The organism is Streptomyces sp. NPDC058198 (genome assembly GCF_042882605.1).
Classification (GTDB): Bacteria; Actinomycetota; Actinomycetes; order Streptomycetales; family Streptomycetaceae; genus Streptomyces.
The window spans coordinates 178227-195572 of record NZ_JBHVVP010000012.1; the positions used below are offsets into that span (position 1 = coordinate 178227).

18 protein-coding genes are annotated in these 17346 nt (G+C 69.8%); 10 read left to right on the plus strand and 8 right to left on the minus strand.

Going from position 1 to position 17346, the window contains the following annotated elements; all coding sequences use genetic code 11:
- Positions 1–78 precede the first annotated feature (78 nt).
- Positions 79–1611 (minus strand): S8 family serine peptidase, encoded by a 1533-nt coding sequence (locus ACFVWW_RS29260; protein ID WP_384191923.1) that lies wholly within the window; start codon positions 1609–1611, stop codon positions 79–81.
- A 249-nt stretch (positions 1612–1860) separates the two neighbouring features.
- Here ACFVWW_RS29260 and ACFVWW_RS29265 point away from each other — a divergent pair, with 249 nt between their 5' ends.
- The 3 genes from ACFVWW_RS29265 (at position 1861) to moaA (ending at position 5062) form a co-directional block, all read left to right on the plus strand.
- Entirely contained in the window at positions 1861–2256 is a 396-nt protein-coding gene (locus ACFVWW_RS29265; RefSeq protein ID WP_384191926.1) for a DUF485 domain-containing protein, read from the plus strand.
- Positions 2253–3884 (plus strand): cation acetate symporter, encoded by a 1632-nt coding sequence (locus ACFVWW_RS29270; protein ID WP_384191929.1) that lies wholly within the window; start codon positions 2253–2255, stop codon positions 3882–3884. The genes ACFVWW_RS29265 and ACFVWW_RS29270 overlap by 4 nt, the downstream gene beginning before the upstream one ends.
- 188 nt (positions 3885–4072) lie before the next feature.
- Positions 4073–5062: a GTP 3',8-cyclase MoaA gene (moaA, locus tag ACFVWW_RS29275; RefSeq protein WP_384191932.1), complete on the plus strand. Its 990-nt coding sequence runs from the start codon at positions 4073–4075 to the stop codon at positions 5060–5062.
- A gap of 4 nt (positions 5063–5066) precedes the next feature.
- Here moaA and ACFVWW_RS29280 read toward each other — a convergent pair whose 3' ends face one another.
- Both ACFVWW_RS29280 and ACFVWW_RS29285 read right to left on the minus strand, forming a co-directional pair.
- On the minus strand, positions 5067–5315 hold the full coding sequence (locus ACFVWW_RS29280) for a hypothetical protein (protein WP_386877742.1): 249 nt from the start codon (positions 5313–5315) through the stop codon (positions 5067–5069).
- 255 nt (positions 5316–5570) lie between these two features.
- Positions 5571–5933: a DUF3099 domain-containing protein gene (locus ACFVWW_RS29285; RefSeq protein WP_384191937.1), complete on the minus strand. Its 363-nt coding sequence runs from the start codon at positions 5931–5933 to the stop codon at positions 5571–5573.
- 211 nt (positions 5934–6144) lie between these two features.
- On the opposite strand from ACFVWW_RS29285, the gene ACFVWW_RS29290 reads away from it, so the two are divergent.
- Positions 6145–6429: a GlsB/YeaQ/YmgE family stress response membrane protein gene (locus ACFVWW_RS29290; RefSeq protein WP_384191940.1), complete on the plus strand. Its 285-nt coding sequence runs from the start codon at positions 6145–6147 to the stop codon at positions 6427–6429.
- 94 nt (positions 6430–6523) lie between these two features.
- Here ACFVWW_RS29290 and tyrS read toward each other — a convergent pair whose 3' ends face one another.
- The 3 genes from tyrS to ACFVWW_RS29305 form a co-directional block, all read right to left on the minus strand.
- Complete coding sequence (tyrS, locus tag ACFVWW_RS29295; protein ID WP_386877741.1) at positions 6524–7792, minus strand: tyrosine--tRNA ligase; 1269 nt, start codon at positions 7790–7792, stop codon at positions 6524–6526.
- A 67-nt stretch (positions 7793–7859) separates the two neighbouring features.
- Positions 7860–9266, minus strand: a complete 1407-nt coding sequence (locus tag ACFVWW_RS29300) for a metallopeptidase TldD-related protein (protein ID WP_384193218.1) — start codon at positions 9264–9266, stop codon at positions 7860–7862.
- A complete protein-coding gene (locus ACFVWW_RS29305) occupies positions 9263–10786 on the minus strand; it encodes a TldD/PmbA family protein (protein ID WP_389680235.1) in 1524 nt (507 codons plus the stop codon). Before ACFVWW_RS29305 ends, ACFVWW_RS29300 begins: the two co-directional genes overlap by 4 nt.
- 185 nt (positions 10787–10971) lie before the next feature.
- Here ACFVWW_RS29305 and fabG point away from each other — a divergent pair, with 185 nt between their 5' ends.
- The gene (fabG, locus tag ACFVWW_RS29310; RefSeq protein ID WP_384337768.1) at positions 10972–11691 is read left to right on the plus strand and encodes a 3-oxoacyl-[acyl-carrier-protein] reductase; all 720 of its coding nucleotides are present in this window, start codon (positions 10972–10974) and stop codon (positions 11689–11691) included.
- Positions 11692–11695: 4 nt separating this feature from the next.
- Positions 11696–12466 carry an enoyl-ACP reductase FabI gene (gene fabI / locus ACFVWW_RS29315; protein WP_384193226.1) on the plus strand — a complete coding sequence of 257 codons (771 nt, stop codon included), beginning with the start codon at positions 11696–11698 and terminating at the stop codon, positions 12464–12466.
- A gap of 61 nt (positions 12467–12527) precedes the next feature.
- On the opposite strand, the gene ACFVWW_RS29320 is transcribed toward fabI, so the two are convergent.
- On the minus strand, positions 12528–13202 hold the full coding sequence (locus ACFVWW_RS29320; RefSeq protein WP_384193229.1) for a FadR/GntR family transcriptional regulator: 675 nt from the start codon (positions 13200–13202) through the stop codon (positions 12528–12530).
- A 72-nt stretch (positions 13203–13274) separates the two neighbouring features.
- On the opposite strand from ACFVWW_RS29320, the gene ACFVWW_RS29325 reads away from it, so the two are divergent.
- From ACFVWW_RS29325 to ACFVWW_RS29340, 4 genes are all read left to right on the plus strand, one after another.
- Positions 13275–14561 carry a CynX/NimT family MFS transporter gene (locus ACFVWW_RS29325; RefSeq protein ID WP_384193231.1) on the plus strand — a complete coding sequence of 429 codons (1287 nt, stop codon included), beginning with the start codon at positions 13275–13277 and terminating at the stop codon, positions 14559–14561.
- A gap of 4 nt (positions 14562–14565) precedes the next feature.
- Positions 14566–14682, plus strand: a complete 117-nt coding sequence (locus ACFVWW_RS29330) for an SGM_5486 family transporter-associated protein (protein ID WP_384193234.1) — start codon at positions 14566–14568, stop codon at positions 14680–14682.
- Between the two features lie 493 nt (positions 14683–15175).
- Entirely contained in the window at positions 15176–15385 is a 210-nt protein-coding gene (locus tag ACFVWW_RS29335; protein ID WP_384193237.1) for a hypothetical protein, read from the plus strand.
- Positions 15386–15458: 73 nt separating this feature from the next.
- The gene (locus ACFVWW_RS29340) at positions 15459–15977 is read left to right on the plus strand and encodes a SixA phosphatase family protein (protein WP_384193239.1); all 519 of its coding nucleotides are present in this window, start codon (positions 15459–15461) and stop codon (positions 15975–15977) included.
- 71 nt (positions 15978–16048) lie between these two features.
- Here the strand turns inward: ACFVWW_RS29340 and serB are convergent, their stop codons facing one another.
- A complete protein-coding gene (serB, locus tag ACFVWW_RS29345; RefSeq protein WP_384193242.1) occupies positions 16049–17290 on the minus strand; it encodes a phosphoserine phosphatase SerB in 1242 nt (413 codons plus the stop codon).
- Positions 17291–17346: the final 56 nt, after the last annotated feature.

The window sequence follows — 17346 nt, forward strand, 5'->3', positions numbered from 1 at the left end:
GGACGCGGGCCGCCCCCCATCGAGGGGGACGGCCCGCGCGTGTACTGCCTATGTGATCAGTGCGGAGCGGCGTACTGCTTAACCGCGCACCGCGTCCAGGGCGTCGGCGATGCCGGCCCCGTAGAAGCCGTTGTGGGCCTTGCCGCCCTCACAGACGGCGTCGACCTCTCCGTCACCGTCGATGTCGTACGGCGTCGGGCAGGCGACATCGTCGGCCTGGGCCGTCAGAAGCGTCTTGATGGTCTGGGCGGAGGCGTTCGGGTGCGTGGACTTCAACAGCGCGGCGACACCCGCGACATGCGGGGACGCCATTGACGTGCCGGCCATGTAACCCCACTGGCCGCCCGGCAGCGGGCCCAGGATCAGACCGCTGGTCGCCGGCGGGGCCGGTGTCTGGTACCTGGTGGAGTCGCCGCCCGGGGCCGCGATGTCGATGATGCCGAGGCCGTAGTTGGAGAACGACGACTTCAGGCCCTTGGCGCCGGTGGACGCCACGGTGACCACGCCCGGAAGCTGGGTCGGTATGTCGAGGCACTTGGACGGGTCGATGACCCGCTCGCCCGGAGTGGTGTCGTTCGGGCTGGTCGTGTCGGTGATCGAGTCGGACGCGAGATCGTAGTTCTCGTTGCCCGCCGCGGCCACATTGACCGTGCCCTTGCTCTCGGCGTACTTCGTCGCGCGGGTGATCGCCTCGACCAGGGCCTTCTGGTCCGGGTCGTTCTTGCAGTTGAAGTACCACGGGTCGGTGTAATAGCTGTTGTTCGTCACATCGACGTCGTGGTCGGCGGCCCACATGAAGCCGCAGACGACGGCCTCCGTGTAGAACCAGCCGGCCGTGGTGGACACCTTGATGCCGGACACCTTCACGCCCGGCGCGACACCGGTCATGCCGATGCCGTTCTTGGCACCCGCGATCTCGCCCGCGACATGCGTGCCGTGCGGGCTCTCCTCGGCGCTCGGCCGCCAGGCGCCGTCCGTCGTGTCCGGCTTGCCGCTGACGCAGTTGACCGACGCCTTGCGGTCGAAGTTCGGCGCGATGTCCGGGTGGGTGTCGTCGACACCCGTGTCGATGACGGCGACCGTGACCTTCCGGCTGCCGAGGGACTTCTTGTGCGCCTGGTCCGCCTTGATGGCGGGCAGGTCCCACTGCAGAGGCTCCAGCGGGTCCTGGCCGACGGCCTTGTCGGCCTTCGCGGCCGCGAGCTCCGCCGCGGTGAGCACCCGGGGCGCACCCATGTCCGTCGTGGACTGCGCGGGCATGGGCGCGGTGCGGGTGGCACCGGCCGAGTTGACGCCGCTGACCTTGCGAATGGTCTTCGCGAAGTCAGGGTTCTCCGAGGTGGCGACGATGACACCTATTTGGTCATAGGACGTGACCACCTTGCCGCCGGCCCGGCCGATCTCCTTCTTGACCGACTTGACCGTGGAGCGCCCGCCATAGGTGTTGACGACGTACGAGAGCTTCGGACCGACCGCGGTGACCGCGGCGGTGGCGCTGTCGGCCGGGGCGGCCGCGGCCGTACCGGTCGGCAGGAAGCCGAGCGAAGCGGTGAGCGCCAGACCTGCGGGCAGAGCGAGTGCGCGCCGCCGTCTGGATCCCAGATGAGCCATGGGTTCTCCACATCATCCGTGAGAGCCGCCCTTGCGCACGCTGCGCACGGACGGGTACATGACCAGGGAAGCTATCTCCGACCAGTGGTATTCATCAATCCTTTCCAGAAGAAAAAGGCTGAGGTTGAACCGCTTCGCCGTGCCTCCCGTGCCGTTGTCAGGGGGACGAGCACCATCACCGCACCCTCACAGCCCCTCAAGAGGTCCCCCTTGTCCAACCCCACCGCACCCGCGTCACGAGGAGATTCCGTGGCTACCGATGCACCGCCGCCCGAGGGCGGTACGGCCACCAGCCCAGACCAGAACACGCCGGCCCCGTCCACACCGGCCCAGCCCACGACGGCTCAGTTCGTCGAGGTGCAGGAGAGCGCGGAATTCGGCGAACTGCGCCGTACGTACCGCTCCTTCGCCTTCCCGCTGACCGTCGCCTTCATCGCCTGGTACCTGCTGTACGTCCTGCTGTCCAACTACGCGGGCGGCTTCATGGGCACCAAGCTCTTCGGCAACATCAACGTCGCTCTTGTCTTCGGACTCGCCCAGTTCGCCACCACCTTCCTCATCGCCTGGCTCTACTCACGGCACGCGGCCCGCAGGCTCGACCCGAAGGCGGAAGCCATCAAGTCCCGTATGGAGGCCGACGCATGAGTCACTCGGTCCAGCTGCAGCTCGCCGCCGCCTCGGACGCCAGCGAGCACCGGCCGCTGATCATCACGCTCTTCGCCGCCTTCGTCGTGGCGACCCTGGTCATCACCGTCTGGGCCGGCCGCCAGACCAAGAGCGCCGCCGACTTCTACGCGGGCGGACGGCAGTTCACCGCCTTCCAGAACGGCCTGGCCGTCTCCGGCGACTACATGTCGGCCGCCTCCTTCCTCGGCATCGCCGGGGCCATCGCCCTCTTCGGCTACGACGGCTTCCTCTACTCCATCGGATTCCTGGTCGCCTGGCTGGTCGCGCTGCTGCTCGTCGCCGAACCGCTGCGCAACTCCGGCCGGTACACGATGGGCGACGTCCTCGCGTACCGCATGCGCCAGCGCCCGGTACGCACCGCGGCCGGCGCCTCCACCATCGTCGTCTCGATCTTCTATCTGCTGGCGCAGATGGCCGGCGCGGGTGTGCTGGTCTCGCTGCTGCTCGGTATCACCAGCGACGGCGGGAAGATCGCCATCGTCGCCCTGGTCGGCCTGCTGATGATCGTGTACGTGACCATCGGCGGAATGAAGGGCACCACCTGGGTCCAGATGGTCAAGGCGGTCCTGCTCATCGCGGGTACCCTGCTGATCACCTTCCTCATCCTGCTGAAGTTCAACTTCAACCTCTCCGACCTGCTGGGCACGGCGGCGAGCAACAGCGGCAAGGGCTCGGCCTTCCTGGAGCCCGGCCTCAAGTACGGTGCCACCTCGGTCTCGAAGCTGGACTTCATCTCGCTCGGTATCGCGCTGGTGCTCGGTACGGCGGGCCTGCCGCACATCCTGATCCGCTTCTACACCGTGCCGACCGCCAAGGCCGCCCGCAAGTCGGTGAACTGGGCCATCGGCATCATCGGCGCCTTCTACCTGATGACCATCGTGCTCGGCTTCGGCGCGGCCGCCCTGCTCAAGCCCGGGGACATCATCGCCTCCAACAAGGCGGGCAATACGGCGGCTCCGCTGGCCGCCCTGGAGATCGGCGGCGGGGCCGGTTCGACCGGCGGCGCCATCCTGCTCGCCGTGATCTCCGCGGTCGCCTTCGCCACCATCCTCGCGGTGGTCGCGGGCCTGACCCTGGCGTCCTCGTCGTCGTTCGCCCACGACATCTACGCCAATGTCATCCGCAAGGGCCAGGCCACCGAGAAGGAGGAGGTCCGCGCGGCGCGCTGGGCCACCGTCGCCATCGGCGTCGTCTCCATCGCACTCGGCGCCCTCGCGCGCGATCTGAACGTGGCGGGTCTGGTCGCGCTCGCGTTCGCCGTCGCCGCCTCGGCCAATCTGCCGACGATCCTCTACAGCCTGTTCTGGAAGAAGTTCACCACCCAGGGCGCCCTGTGGTCGATCTACGGCGGTCTCGGCTCGTCCGTGCTGCTCGTGCTGTTCTCCCCGGTCGTCTCCGGGAAGCCCACGTCGATGTTCCCCGGCGTCGACTTCCACTTCTTCCCGCTGGAGAACCCCGGTCTGATCTCGATCCCGCTGGGCTTCCTGCTCGGCTGGCTGGGCACCCTGCTGTCGAAGGAGAAGGCGGACAAGGGCAAGTACGCGGAGCTGGAGGTCAAGTCCCTCACCGGCACCGGAGCACACTGACCGGTGCGCCGAACGGCGCATCGGCCAAGGCCCCGAGTTTGTCCGTACAACAGCCTTTTCCGCGGCCGCGTCGTAGAGTCCTACGACGCGGCCGCGGCGCTCCTCGTGGCAAAGGCCCTCTGGCGATGTCAGAGGTCTGCCGTAGGCTCGACAGTGTCGATCACGGATCACGAGGGAGGGGGCCCACAGTGCTCATCGACACCTACGGCCGTGTGGCGACCGACCTGCGTGTCTCGCTCACGGACCGGTGCAATCTCCGGTGTACGTACTGCATGCCCGAAGAAGGCCTGCAGTGGCTCACCAAGTCGGACCTGCTGAGCGACGACGAAATCGTCCGCCTCGTCCGGATCGCCGTGACGCGCCTGGGGATCACCGAAGTCCGCTTCACCGGCGGTGAGCCGCTGATCCGGCCCGGCCTCGTCGGGATCGTCGAGCGCTGCGCGGCCCTGGAGCCGCGCCCCAGCATGTCGGTGACCACCAACGGCCTCGGACTCAAGCGCACGGCCGCCGCGCTGAAGGCCGCGGGCCTGGACCGGGTCAATGTCTCGCTCGACACCCTGCGGCCCGATGTCTTCAAGGACCTCACCCGGCGCGACCGGCACGCGGATGTGATCGACGGCCTGCTGGCGGCCCGCGACGCCGGACTGACCCCGGTCAAGATCAATACCGTCCTGATGCCCGGCCTCAACGACGACGAGGCCCCCGACCTGCTCGCCTGGGCCCTGGACCACGGCTACGAGCTGCGCTTCATCGAACAGATGCCGCTCGACGCCCAGCACGGCTGGAAGCGCGACGGGATGGTCACGGCCGGTGACATCCTGGAGTCGCTGCGTACGCGCTTCATATTGATCCCGGAGGGCGACTCCGTGCGTGGCTCGGCGCCGGCCGAGCGCTGGATCGTCGACGGCGGGCCGCAGCGCGTCGGCGTGATCGCCTCCGTCACCCGCCCGTTCTGCCACGCCTGTGACCGCACCCGGCTCACCGCCGACGGGCAGGTGCGCAATTGCCTGTTCGCCCGGGAAGAGACGGACCTGCGGGCCGCGCTGCGCTCCGAGGCGCCCGACGAGGAGATCGCCACGCTCTGGAAGCTGGCGATGTGGGGCAAGAAGGCCGGCTCCGGCCTCGACGACCCGGCCTTTCTCCAGCCCGACCGGCCGATGTCGGCGATCGGCGGCTGAGAGGTCAGCGATCGGTGGCCGGGCCGCGCTCCCACGCCTCCAGGGTCACCACGTCCTTCAGGAAGCCGCGCACGTTCAGGAACGAGGACAGATGCTCGCGATGTTCGTCGCAGGCCAGCCAGGTCTTGCGGCGCTCCGGCGTGTGCAGCTTGGGATTGTTCCAGGCCAGGACCCAGACGGCGGCCGCGCGGCAGCCCTTCGCGGAGCAGACCGGCGCCGCGTCGTCGGAGGCGGCGGATTCGGGGAAGTTCACCCGACCACTCTAAGTGAGTCCACCCGGCGCTCCCCGGGCCGCGTCCGTCGGCCCAAAAGGGCGACGCCGAGCAGCCACGGGGGGAGCTGCCCGGCGTCGGTCCGTCGCTCCGACGGGGGATGCGGAGCGCCTACAAAGTATGTCACGGGCAACGGCGTGTGGTGCACCGGAACTTCACGATTGATCTGAGCTTTTATTGAGCTTTGCGGACCGTTCGGGACCGGCTCCGCACCCGCTCGGCCGCGTCTGCTCGCGTCAGGTCGAGGGCTGCTCACGGTCGGTGGCCCCGGCGCCGGCTTCCGCCGCACCGGGTCCTGGCGCCGGCGCGATCATCGGAAGGACCGGGGCGGAGACATATGCCGACGGCATGGAAGGAGCGTTCTCCCGGCCTGCGTTGGCGATCACCACGGCCACGTACGGCAGCAGCACCCCCAGGGCCAGGGTCACGATCGCGACCGGCCGTTCCACGTTCCACAGGGCCACGGTCAGGATCACCGCGAGCGTCCGTACCAGCATCGAGATCACGTACCGGCGCTGCCGGCCGCGCACATCGTCGGCGAGTCCCTGCCGGGCCCCGGTGATCCGGAAGACCTCGGTGCTGCCGCGCTTCCGCGTCACGTTCCACCACCCGATTCCTGTGCCGGACTCTCCCCGGACCGGACCAGAACCACGGTACGCCGCGGCTCAGGCGCGTACGAGAGCGGGGCACCCCTCATCCTGACCCGATACCTCTGGTCCCACCACGTACGGCGCCGTCCGACATGCGGCGTACGGCCGCTCCACACAGACTGACGCTCACGCGTATACCGCGCGGTGCGAGGAGGCGGACATGAACTGGCTGTGGGTCATCATCGTGGGTCTCGTACTCGGTGTGCTCGCCAGGGCGATCATCCCGGGCAAGCAGCACATCCCCCTGTGGCTGACGATCGTGTTCGGCATCCTGGGCAGCATCCTCGGCAACGCCGTCGCCGGGTGGCTGGGTGTCGCCCACACCAACGGCATCGACTGGACCCGCCATGTGCTCCAGCTGGTCGGCGCCATCCTCGTGGTCCTCGTGGGCGAGCGGCTCTGGAGCATGATCCGGGGCAACCGGGCGAACAAGCAGCGAGCCTGAGCCGGCACGGGGCGGTACGGCCGCGGCCGGGCGCGCGTATGTGACGCGTGCCCGGCCGCGGCCGTGCGCCGTCCCGGACGGGGACGGCCATGGATCAGCCGGCCGTGACCTCGATCGCGGCCAGATTCTTCTTGCCCCGGCGCAGCACCAGCCAGCGGCCGTGCAGCAGGTCCGCACGGTCCGGCACGGTGTCCGCGTCGGCGACCTTGACGTTGTTCACGTACGCCCCGCCCTCCTTGACGGTGCGGCGGGCCGCCGACTTGCTCGGCGCGAGACCGGCCTCGGCGAAGAGTTCGACCATCGGGCCCAGCTCGGCGACCGTCGCGCGCGGCACCTCGGAGAGCGCCGCACTCAGCGTCGCCTCGTCCAGCCCCGTCAGCTCCCCCTGTCCGAAGAGCGCGCGGGACGCGGCGACGACCGCCGCGCACTGGTCCGCGCCGTGGACGAGGGTCGTCAGCTCCTCCGCCAGCGCCCGCTGGGCCGCGCGGGCCTGCGGACGCTCCAGGGTGACCTGCTCCAGCTCCTCCAGCTCCTCGCGGCTCTTGAAGCTGAGGATGCGGCTGTACGTGGCGATGTCACGGTCGTCCACGTTCAGCCAGAACTGGTAGAAGGCGTACGGAGTGGTCATCTCCGGGTCGAGCCAGACCGCCCCGCTCTCGGTCTTGCCGAACTTGGTCCCGTCCGCCTTCGTCATCAGCGGGGTGGCCAGGGCGTGCACGGTGGCACCCGGCTCCAGGCGGTGGATCAGGTCGAGGCCCGCGGTGAGATTGCCCCACTGGTCGCTGCCGCCCTGCTGCAGGACACAGTCGTAGCGCCGGTACAGCTCCAGGAAGTCCATGCTCTGGAGCAGCTGGTAGCTGAACTCGGTGTAGCTGATGCCCTCGTCGGACTCCAGCCGGCGGGCGATGGAGTCCTTGGTGAGCATCTTGTTCACCCGGAAGTGCTTGCCGACGTCCCGCAGGAACTCGATCGCGGACAGGCCCGCGGTCCAGTCCAGGTTGTTGACCATGGTGGCGGCGTTCGGGCCCTCGAAGGAGAGGAACGGCTCGATCTGGGAGCGCAGCCGGTCCACCCAGCCCGCGACGGTCGCCGGATCGTTCAGCGTCCGCTCGGCGGTCGGCCTGGGGTCACCGATCTGACCGGTGGCCCCGCCCACCAGGGCCAGCGGCCGGTGCCCGGCCTGCTGGAGCCGGCGTACGGTCAGCACCTGCACGAGATGCCCCACGTGCAGGCTGGCCGCCGTGGGATCGAAGCCGCAATAGAACGTGACGGGACCGTCCGCGAGCGCCTTGCGCAAAGCGTCCTCGTCAGTGGACTGGGCGAACAGCCCGCGCCACTTCAGCTCGTCGACGATGTCCGTCACGGTCGTGTCTCTCCTTGATCGATGCGGCCCGGAACGAGGCCGGTCTCTGCCCGCCAGTGTATGGGGGTCATACTCCCCGGCTGACCGAGCTCATATTGAAATCGGGAATGCGCAGGGCGGGCATGGCGGCCCTGGTGAACCAGTCGCCCCACTCCCGCGGCAGGGTCTTCTCCGTACGTCCCGCCTCGGCGGCCCGCGACAGCAGACCGACCGGCGACTCGTTGAACCGGAAGTTGTTCACCTCGCCGACGACCTCGCCGTTCTCGACGAGATATACGCCGTCCCTGGTCAGTCCGGTCAGCAGCAGCGTCGCCGGATCGACCTCCCGGATGTACCACAGACAGGTCAGCAGCAGCCCGCGCGCGGTCGAGGACACCATCTCCTCCAGCGAGCGCTCACCCCCGCCGTCCAGAATCAGATTGCCGATGCCGGGCGCGACCGGGAGCCCGGTCAGGGCGGCGCTGTGCCGGGTGGTGCCCAGGTGTTCCAGCTTGCCGTCCCGTACCCAGTCCGTCGCCCCCAGCGGCAGCCCGTTGTCGAAGACGGAGGCGTCGTCGCCCGAGGAGTGCGCGATCACGAACGGCGCGGACTCGAGGCCCGGCTCGTTCGGGTCGCTGCGCAGCGTGAGCGGCAGCTCGGAGAGCGTCTCGCCGACGCGGGTGCCGCCACCGGGGCGGGAGAAGACCGTACGGCCCTCCGCCGCGTCGCGGGCGGCCGAGGACCACTGCTGGTAGATCAGCAGATCCGCCACGGCGGTCGGCGGCAGCAGCGTCTCGTACCGCCCGGCCGGCAGCTCGATCCGGCGCTCGGCCCAGGCCAGCCGCCGCGCCAGCTCGGCGTCGAGGGCCGCCGGGTCCACGTCCTTGAAATCACGGGTGGCGCGGCCCGCCCACGCCGAGCGGGAGCGGTCGGGGGACTTGGCGTTCAGCTCCAGCGTGCCGCTGGGCTGGTCGTGGCGCAGCCGTACCCCCGTCGACGTACCGAGGTAGGTCGAGGTCATCTCGTGGTTGGCGAAACCGTACAGCTGACGGCCGCCGGCGCGGGCGCGGGCGAACGACTCGCCGAGCGCCGGCGCGAAGTCCGCGAAGACCGCGGAGGTCGTCTCGGCGGGCGCGTCCATGAAGTCCCCGGACGTCTGACCGGCCCGGTCGGTGCCGACCAGCGGCTGGGCGTCCTCGGCGGGGCCCGCCGTGCGCGCGGCGGCCTCGGCGGCCCGTACGAGCGGCTCCAGATCGTCGGCGGTGACGGCGGAGCGCGACACCACGCCGGAGGCGGTGCCCTGCGAGCCGTCGACGGTCGCGATGACGGTCAGCGTCCGGCCACGGGTGACCCCGTTGGTGGTCAGCGCGTTGCCCGCCCAGCGCAGATTGGCGGAGGACTCCTCGTCGGCGATGACCACACAGCCGTCGGCGGTGGACAGTTCGAGAGCACGCTCGACGATCTCGTGCGGCTTGCTGATGCGGCTCGTGGTCATCGTCCGGCCTCCTGCGTGGTGTTCAGAATGTTGACGCCGCGGAACAGGGCGGAGGGGCAGCCGTGGGAGACCGCCGCGACCTGGCCCGGCTGGGCCTTGCCGCAGTTGAAGGCGCCGCCCAGGACATACGTCTGCGGTCCGCCGACCGCCTCCATCGAGCCCCAGAAGTCCGTCGTCGTCGCCTGGTAGGCGACATCGCGCAGCTGGCCCGCCAGCTTGCCGTTCTCGATACGGAAGAACCGCTGGCCGGTGAACTGGAAGTTGTAGCGCTGCATGTCGATCGACCACGACCGGTCGCCGACCACATAGATCCCGCGCTCCACCCCGCCGATCAGGTCCTCCGTGGCGAGACCGCCCGGATCCGGCCGCAGCGACACGTTCGCCATGCGCTGTACGGGCACATGGCCCGGCGAGTCGGCGTACGCGCAGCCGTTCGAGCGGCCGAGGCCGGTGAGCTTCGCGATCCGGCGGTCCAGCTGGTAGCCGACGAGCGTGCCGTCCTTGACCAGGTCCCACGACTGCGCCCCGACGCCCTCGTCGTCGTACCCGATGGTGGCCAGCCCGTGTTCGGCGGTCCTGTCGCCCGTCACATTCATCACCGACGAGCCGTACTCCAGCTTCCCGAGCTGGTCGAAGGTGGCGAAGGAGGTCCCGGCGTACGCCGCCTCGTAGCCCAGCGCCCGGTCCAGCTCGGTGGCATGGCCGATCGACTCGTGGATCGTCAGCCAGAGATTCGACGGGTCGACGACCAGGTCGTACGTCCCCGCCTCGACGCTCGGCGCGCGCATCTTCTCGGCGAGCAGCCCGGGGATGCGCTCCAGCTCGGAGTCCCAGTCCCAGCCGGTCCCCGTGAGGTACTCCCAGCCCCGGCCGACGGGCGGGGCGATCGTCCGCATCGAGTCGAACTCACCGCTCTTGCCGTCGACCGCGACGGCGGTGAGCTGCGGATGCAGCCGGACCCGCTGCTGGGTGGTGACGGTGCCCGCGGTGTCCGCGTAGAACTTGTTCTCATGGACGGTGACCAGCGACGCGTCCACATGGGCGACGCCCTCGGCCCGCAGCAGCCGCGCGCTCCACTCCGCCAGCAGCCCGCTCTTGTCCTGGTCGGGTACGCCGAACGGGTCGGTCTCGTACGCCGACACCCAGGTCTTGTCGGCGTGCACCGGCTCCTCCGCCAGCTCGACGCGCTCGTCGGAACCGGCGGCGGAAATCACCTTCGCGGACAGCTTCGCCATCGCCACCGCCTGCCCCGCGACCCGCGCCGCCGCGTCCATGGACAGATCGACCCCCGACGCGAAGCCCCAGGCGCCGCCGTGCACCACCCGGACCGCGTAGCCGAGATCCGTGGTGTCCGACGACCCCGCGGGCTTGGCGTCCCGCAGCCGCCAGGACGCGCTGCGCACCCGCTCGAAGCGGAAGTCGGCATGCTCGGCGCCGAGCGCCCGCGCCCTGGCGAGCGCGGCGTCGGCGAGCGCCCGCAGCGGCAGTGCCGTGAAGGCTTCGTCGATGGAATGAGGCACTGATGTCTCCCTGTCGTCCGGACCGGTCGCCCCGATCATGTCGCGTCGGCGGTCCGCTTGCCCACCACTTTCTGTAGGGATCCAACAGGGTCCGTACCGAGGCGCTGTCAGGGGTCGATTCTCCGCGGACGGGACGGGACCGATAGGTTTTCGAGGTACCAGACCGCTAGGGAAAGGCCCATCCGTTGAGCCGCTCGGTTCTCGTCACCGGAGGAAACCGGGGCATCGGCCTCGCCATCGCCCGCGCTTTCGCCGACAACGGCGACAAGGTCGCCATCACCTACCGCTCCGGCGAGCCGCCGGAGGCCCTGACGGAGCTGGGCTGCCTGGCGGTCCGCTGCGACATCACCGACACCGAGCAGGTGGAGCAGGCCTACAAGGAGATCGAGGAGAAGCACGGTCCCGTGGAGGTGCTGGTGGCCAACGCCGGTATCACCAAGGACCAGTTGCTGATGCGGATGTCCGAGGAGGACTTCGCCGCCGTCCTCGACACCAACCTCACCGGCACCTTCCGGGTCGTCAAGCGCGCCAACCGCGCCATGCTGCGCGCCAAGAAGGGCCGTGTCGTCCTCATCTCCTCGGTGGTGGGGCTGCTCGGTTCGGCGGGCCAGGCGAACTACGCCGCGTCCAAGGCCGGCCTGGTCGGTTTCGCCCGCTCCCTCGCCCGCGAACTGGGCTCGCGGAACATCACCTTCAACGTCGTCGCGCCCGGCTTCGTCGACACGGACATGACGAAGGTCCTCACCGACGAGCAGCGCGCGGGCATCGTCTCTCAGGTGCCGCTCGGCCGCTATGCGCAGCCGGAGGAGATCGCCGCGACCGTGCGGTTCCTCGCCTCCGACGACGCCTCGTACATCACTGGAGCCGTCATTCCCGTTGACGGCGGATTGGGCATGGGTCACTGATCACATGAGTGGAATCCTCGCCGGCAAGCGCATTCTCGTGACGGGCGTCCTCACCGACAGCTCCATCGCCTTCCACGCCGCCAAGGTGGCGCAGGAGGAGGGCGCCGAGGTCATCCTCACCGGCTTCGGCCGGCTCTCCCTCGTCGAGCGCATCGCCAAGCGGCTGCCCAAGACCGCCCCGGTCATCGAGCTGGACGTCACCAACCAGGAGCACCTGGACGGGCTGGCCGACCGGATCCGTGAGTACCAGGGCGAGGACGCCGGGCTCGACGGCGTCGTGCACTCGATCGCCTTCGGCCCGCAGGGCGCCTTCAACTTCCTGGAGGGGAGCTGGGAGGACGTCTCGACGGCGGTGCATGTCTCGGCGTACTCCCTGAAGTCGCTGACGACGGCCTGTCTGCCGCTGATGGAGCGTGGCGGCTCGGTGGTCGGCCTCACCTTCGACGCGCAGGTCGCCTGGCCCAAGTACGACTGGATGGGCGTCGCCAAGGCGGCGCTGGAGTCCACCAGCCGCTATCTCGCCCGTGACCTGGGTGCCAGGAACATCCGCTGCAACCTGGTCTCGGCGGGTCCGCTCAAGTCGATGGCCGCCAAGTCCATCCCGGGCTTCGAGGAGCTCGCGGACGTGTGGAACCACCGCGCCCCGATCGGCTGGGACCTGTCCGACCCGGACCCGGCCGGCCGTGGTGTCGTCGGTCTGCTGTCGGACTTCTTCCCGAAGACGACCGGCGAGATCGTCCATGTCGACGGCGGCGTGCACATGATGGGCGCCTGACCCCCGTACGTACCTCCGGAAGCCGCGCGACCGTCCAGCGGACGGCGCGCGGCTTCCGTGCTCAGACTCTTTCGCGCTGGCAACTGAGGGCATGACTCGCGGCCTCGGCCCCCGCCGCCTCCACATCGCCGTCCCTGATCGCCGCCACCAGCCGTGCGTGGTCCATATGGTCCTCGGGCCGCAGCTCCCGCCCCACGTCGTCGCGGAGCCAGTCGCGCAGCAGATGACCCAGGTCCGCGTAGAGCGCCGTCAGCACATCGTTGTGCGAGGCCGAGACGACCGCCAGATGCAGCGTCGCGTCCGCGGCCACGAACCGGTCCGCGTCGCCCGCGCTCCAGGCCTCCTCGCGCCGTGCGAGCAGGGTGTCCAGCTGCCGCAGATCCCGCTCCGTACGCCGCTCCGCCGCCAGCCGCGCGGCCGAGGACTCCAGCGTGGAGCGCAGCTCAGCGACATGCCGCGGATCCGCGCCGGCGAACCTGCGGTGCATCACCCCGGCCAGCTCGCTCGTCGCGATGACATACGTTCCCGAGCCCTGCCGGATGTCGAGCAGCCCGTTGTGGGCGAGCGCGCGCACGGCCTCGCGGACGGTGTTACGGGCCACGCCCAGCTGCTCGACCAGCTCGGGTTCGGTGGGGATCCGCGATCCGACCGGCCATTCGCCCGACGTGATCTGGTTCCGCAGTTCCGTGATCACCTGGTCGGAGAGCGCGGAACGCCGGGGAGAGGACAGCGCCATGGTGCTCCAAGTCGTAGAAAAGGCCGGAAGGTGATTGGACAACCAATCATCCCATGATTCTATGATGGCGCCATGCCAGACGAGACCCAGACACGACGGCCCGTGAGCCAGGCCGGCACCCTACCGGTGGCCGCGTCCGTATCCGCCGATTCTCCAGCACGGCGCTCCTCGGTCCGGCTCACCCGGCTTCTCGTCGTCGGCCTCGTCCTGGCCGCCCTCAACCTCCGCCCCGCCATCACCAGCCTCGGCGCGCTGCTCGAAGAGGTACGGGACGGGCTGCACATGAGCGGCACCGTCGCGGGGGTCCTCACCTCCGTGCCGCCGCTCTGCTTCGCGGTCTTCGGTTTCGCCGCCCCGCGGCTGGCCCGCCGCTTCGGCCCCGGCGCCGTCGTCTGGGCCGGCATGGTGGCCATCACGGCAGGGCTGCTGATCCGCCCGTTCGCCGGCGGCACGGCCGGCTTCCTCGCCGCGAGCGCGTTCGCGCTCATGGGCATCGCCGTCTCCAACGTGCTGATGCCGGTGATCGTCAAGCGGTACTTCCCCGACCGCGTCGGCACCATGACCGGTCTCTACTCGATGGCCCTCGCGCTCGGCACCGCCGCCGCGGCCGCCGCGACCGTCCCCATGACCGAGGCGCTGGGCGGCGGCTGGCGCCGGGGCCTCGGCATCTGGGCCCTGCTCGCCGTCCTCGCCGTGCTCCCCTGGACCGGCCTGATACGCGACCGCGGCGCCGCCATGTCACCGGCCCAGCAGCGGCAGACCCCCGGGCTCAGGCTCGGCCGCAGCCGCACCGCCTGGGCGCTCGCCTGCTTCTTCGGCCTCCAGGCCACCGGCGCGTACATCACCATGGGCTGGATGCCGCAGGTCTTCCGCGACGCGGGCGTCTCGCCGGGCACCGCGGGCCTGCTGCTCGCCGTGACGATGGTGATGGGGGTACCGCTGGCCTTCGTGATCCCGCGGCTGGCCGCGCGCATGAAGAACCAGGGCCCGATCGTCGTCGGCCTGGGAAGCTGCGGACTGACCGCCTTCGCGGGCCTCTACTTCGCACCGGCCGAGGGCGCCTGGCTCTGGGCCGTACTGCTGGGCATCTCGAACTGCTCCTTCCCGCTGGCCCTCACCATGATCGGCATGCGGTCGAAGACCGGCGCGGGCGTCGTACGGCTCTCCGCCTTCGCCCAGAGCACCGGCTACCTCATCTCGATCCCCGGCCCGCTGCTGGTGGGCGTGCTGTACCAGCACACCGGCGGGTGGGGGCTGCCGATCACCCTGATGGCGTGCTTCCTGGTGCCGCAGATGGTCGCCGGCGTCATCGCGGGACGGGACCGGACGATCGAGGACGAGGCCCGGATGCGAGACTGAGCGCATGCCAGTCCTTGACCCGAACCCCCAGAACGGCCAGCAGAAGCTGCTCCTCGTCTTCGGCGCGATCATCGGCATCCTGGTCATCATCGGCACCATCGCCTCCCTAGCCGCGCCGTGATTTTTTAGGGCTCGGTGCGCCCCTTTTTTTGGGGCTCGGTTCGCCTCCGGGGCGCTTTATGCCGATACCGACGGTCGACCGTGCTCGCCCCCTCGTTCCTCGGGGCCTGTGCGCGCTCTCCCTTTCGGTACCGGCGCGCCCCTTCGGCTCACTCGCCGGCGGTCGGCAGGAGGCGACGAGACCACATCCTGGCCCCCGAGCGGGCGTGGGCGGCTCCTGTCGACGGCCCCGTCGAGTGAGCCGAAGGGCGCGCCGCTGTCGAAAGGGAGAGCGCGCGGAGGTTCGTGAGGTACGAGCGAATCGAGCACGGTCGACCGTCGACAGGGGCATAAAGCGCCCGGAGGCGAACCGAGCCCCAAAAAAGAGGGGTGCTGGCACTACTGTCCCCTAGGGGGGCAGGGTCAGGGTCAAGTGGGTGGGTCACCGGATGGGAACCGGGATCCATGATCCGTAGGTTGGACGCACACCGACCCGCAGACCCCCGGAGGCGGCCATGCCGGCCCGAACGCACTCGCGCTCCCACCCCAAGGGCTCCTCCGACAGCATCGAGATCCAGTTGCCGTGGTGGGCGGTTGCGCTGCCCGCCGTCGCCTTTGCCGCGCTGCTTCTGCTGATGGCGGGTCCTGGCCAGGCACACGCCGCGGCCGGTGACCCCGCGGTCGGGCGGATCCTGGAGCACATCCACCTGACCTTCGCTCGCTGAGACCGTCACCCGTGCCGGGGCAGCCCGTCAACACCCTGCGCCCGATGCCGCATTTCATGCGAAGCTGGGATGCATGAGCGTCGATACACCTCGCAGGATCGTCCTACTCCGGCATGCGAAGGCCGACTGGCCGGAGGTGTCCGACCACGAGCGGCCGCTCGCCGAGCGGGGCCGCATGGATGCCTCCGTCGCCGGTCGTAGGCTCGCCGAGACCGGTATCGCCTTCGACCTGGCTCTCTGCTCGACCTCGGCCAGGACCCGTGAGACGTGGAAGCTGGCCGTGCACGAGCTGCCGCAGCGCCCCAAGACCGTCTACGAGGAGCGGCTCTACGATGCCACCCTCGGCGATCTGCTCGCGCTGATCAACGAGACCCCCGATGAAGTGAACGATCTCCTTCTCGTCGGTCACAACCCCACGACGCACGCCCTCGCCGACGCGCTCTCGGGTGATTCGGAGGGCGACACCATCGCCCGGATGACCCGGAGCGGATTCCCGACCGCCGCCTACGCCGTCATCGTCATCAACGGCAGCTGGAAGTCGGTGGAGCACGGAGTGGGCAAGCTCGTCGACTTCTGGGCTCCCCACGACTGAGCTTCCGGGCTCCCGACGACCGACCGCGGAAGGCCCCGGCACGGACACCGTACCGGGGCCTTCTCCGCTGCTCAGATGGTGTGGTCCTGGTCGTAGTCGGTCTCGCCGTCGGCCGCCTCGACCTCCTCGCGCGTGATGCCCAGCAGATAGAGAACGGTGTCCAGGAACGGCACGTTCACCGCGGTGTGCGCGGCCTGGCGGACCACCGGCTTGGCGTTGAAGGCCACGCCGAGCCCCGCCGCGTTCAGCATGTCGAGATCATTGGCGCCGTCGCCGATGGCGACGGTCTGCGCCAGCGGCACCCCCGCCTCCGCGGCGAACCGGCGCAGCAGCCGGGCCTTGCCCGCACGGTCCACGATCTCGCCCACCACCCGCCCGGTGAGCTTTCCGTCCACGATCTCCAGCGTATTGGCGGAGGCGAAGTCCAGTCCGAGCTGGTCCTGCAGGGCGTCGGTGACCTGGGTGAAGCCGCCGGAGACGACCCCCACCTGGTAGCCGAGCCGCTTGAGCGTACGGATCAGGGTGCGGGCACCGGGCGTGAGCCGTACCTCCGCCCTCACCTTTTCCACCACCGACGCGTCGAGCCCGGCGAGCAGCGCCACCCGCGCGTGCAGGGACTGCTCGAAGTCCAGCTCCCCGCGCATGGCCCTGGCGGTCACCTCGGCGACCTCGGCCTCGCAGCCGGCATGCGCCGCGAAGAGCTCGATGACCTCGTCCTGGATCAGGGTCGAGTCGACGTCCATGACGACCAGTCGCTGGGCCCGGCGGTGCAGCCCGGCCGAGACGACCGCGACATCCACCCCGATCTCGGCGCCCGCGGTGGCCAGCGCGGTGCGCAGCGGCTCGGTCTCCACCCCGGACACCGCGAACTCCACCGCGGTGACCGGGTATTTCGCCAGCCGGAAGATCCGGTCGATATTGCCGCCGGTCGACGTGATGCTGGCCGCTATGGCCGCCGTCGACTCCGCGGTCAGCGGGTTGCCGAGCACGGTGACATGCGAACGGCCGCTGCCGCGCGGCCGGTTGTCGCCCGTGCCGGAGATGATCTCGGCCTGGAGCTTGAGTGAGTCGGTCCAGCTGTGCACGGTCGCCCGCAGCTCGCCCGCACTGGTACCGCCCGCGGTGGGCGCGGTGATCAGCGCGCAGAGGACGATCCGGCCACGGGTGACGACCTGCTCGATGTCGATCACGTCGACGGAGTAGGCGGCGAGGGTGTCGAAGAGCCCGGCGGTGATCCCGGGGCGGTCCTTCCCGAAGATCTTGACGAGAAGAGTGGGGACGTCGGCGGTCCGAGGGGGCTGTGATGCACTCATGGTGTTTCCACCGTATCGGGCGGGGCACGGAGACCGGCCGACCGTCCCGCGTACCG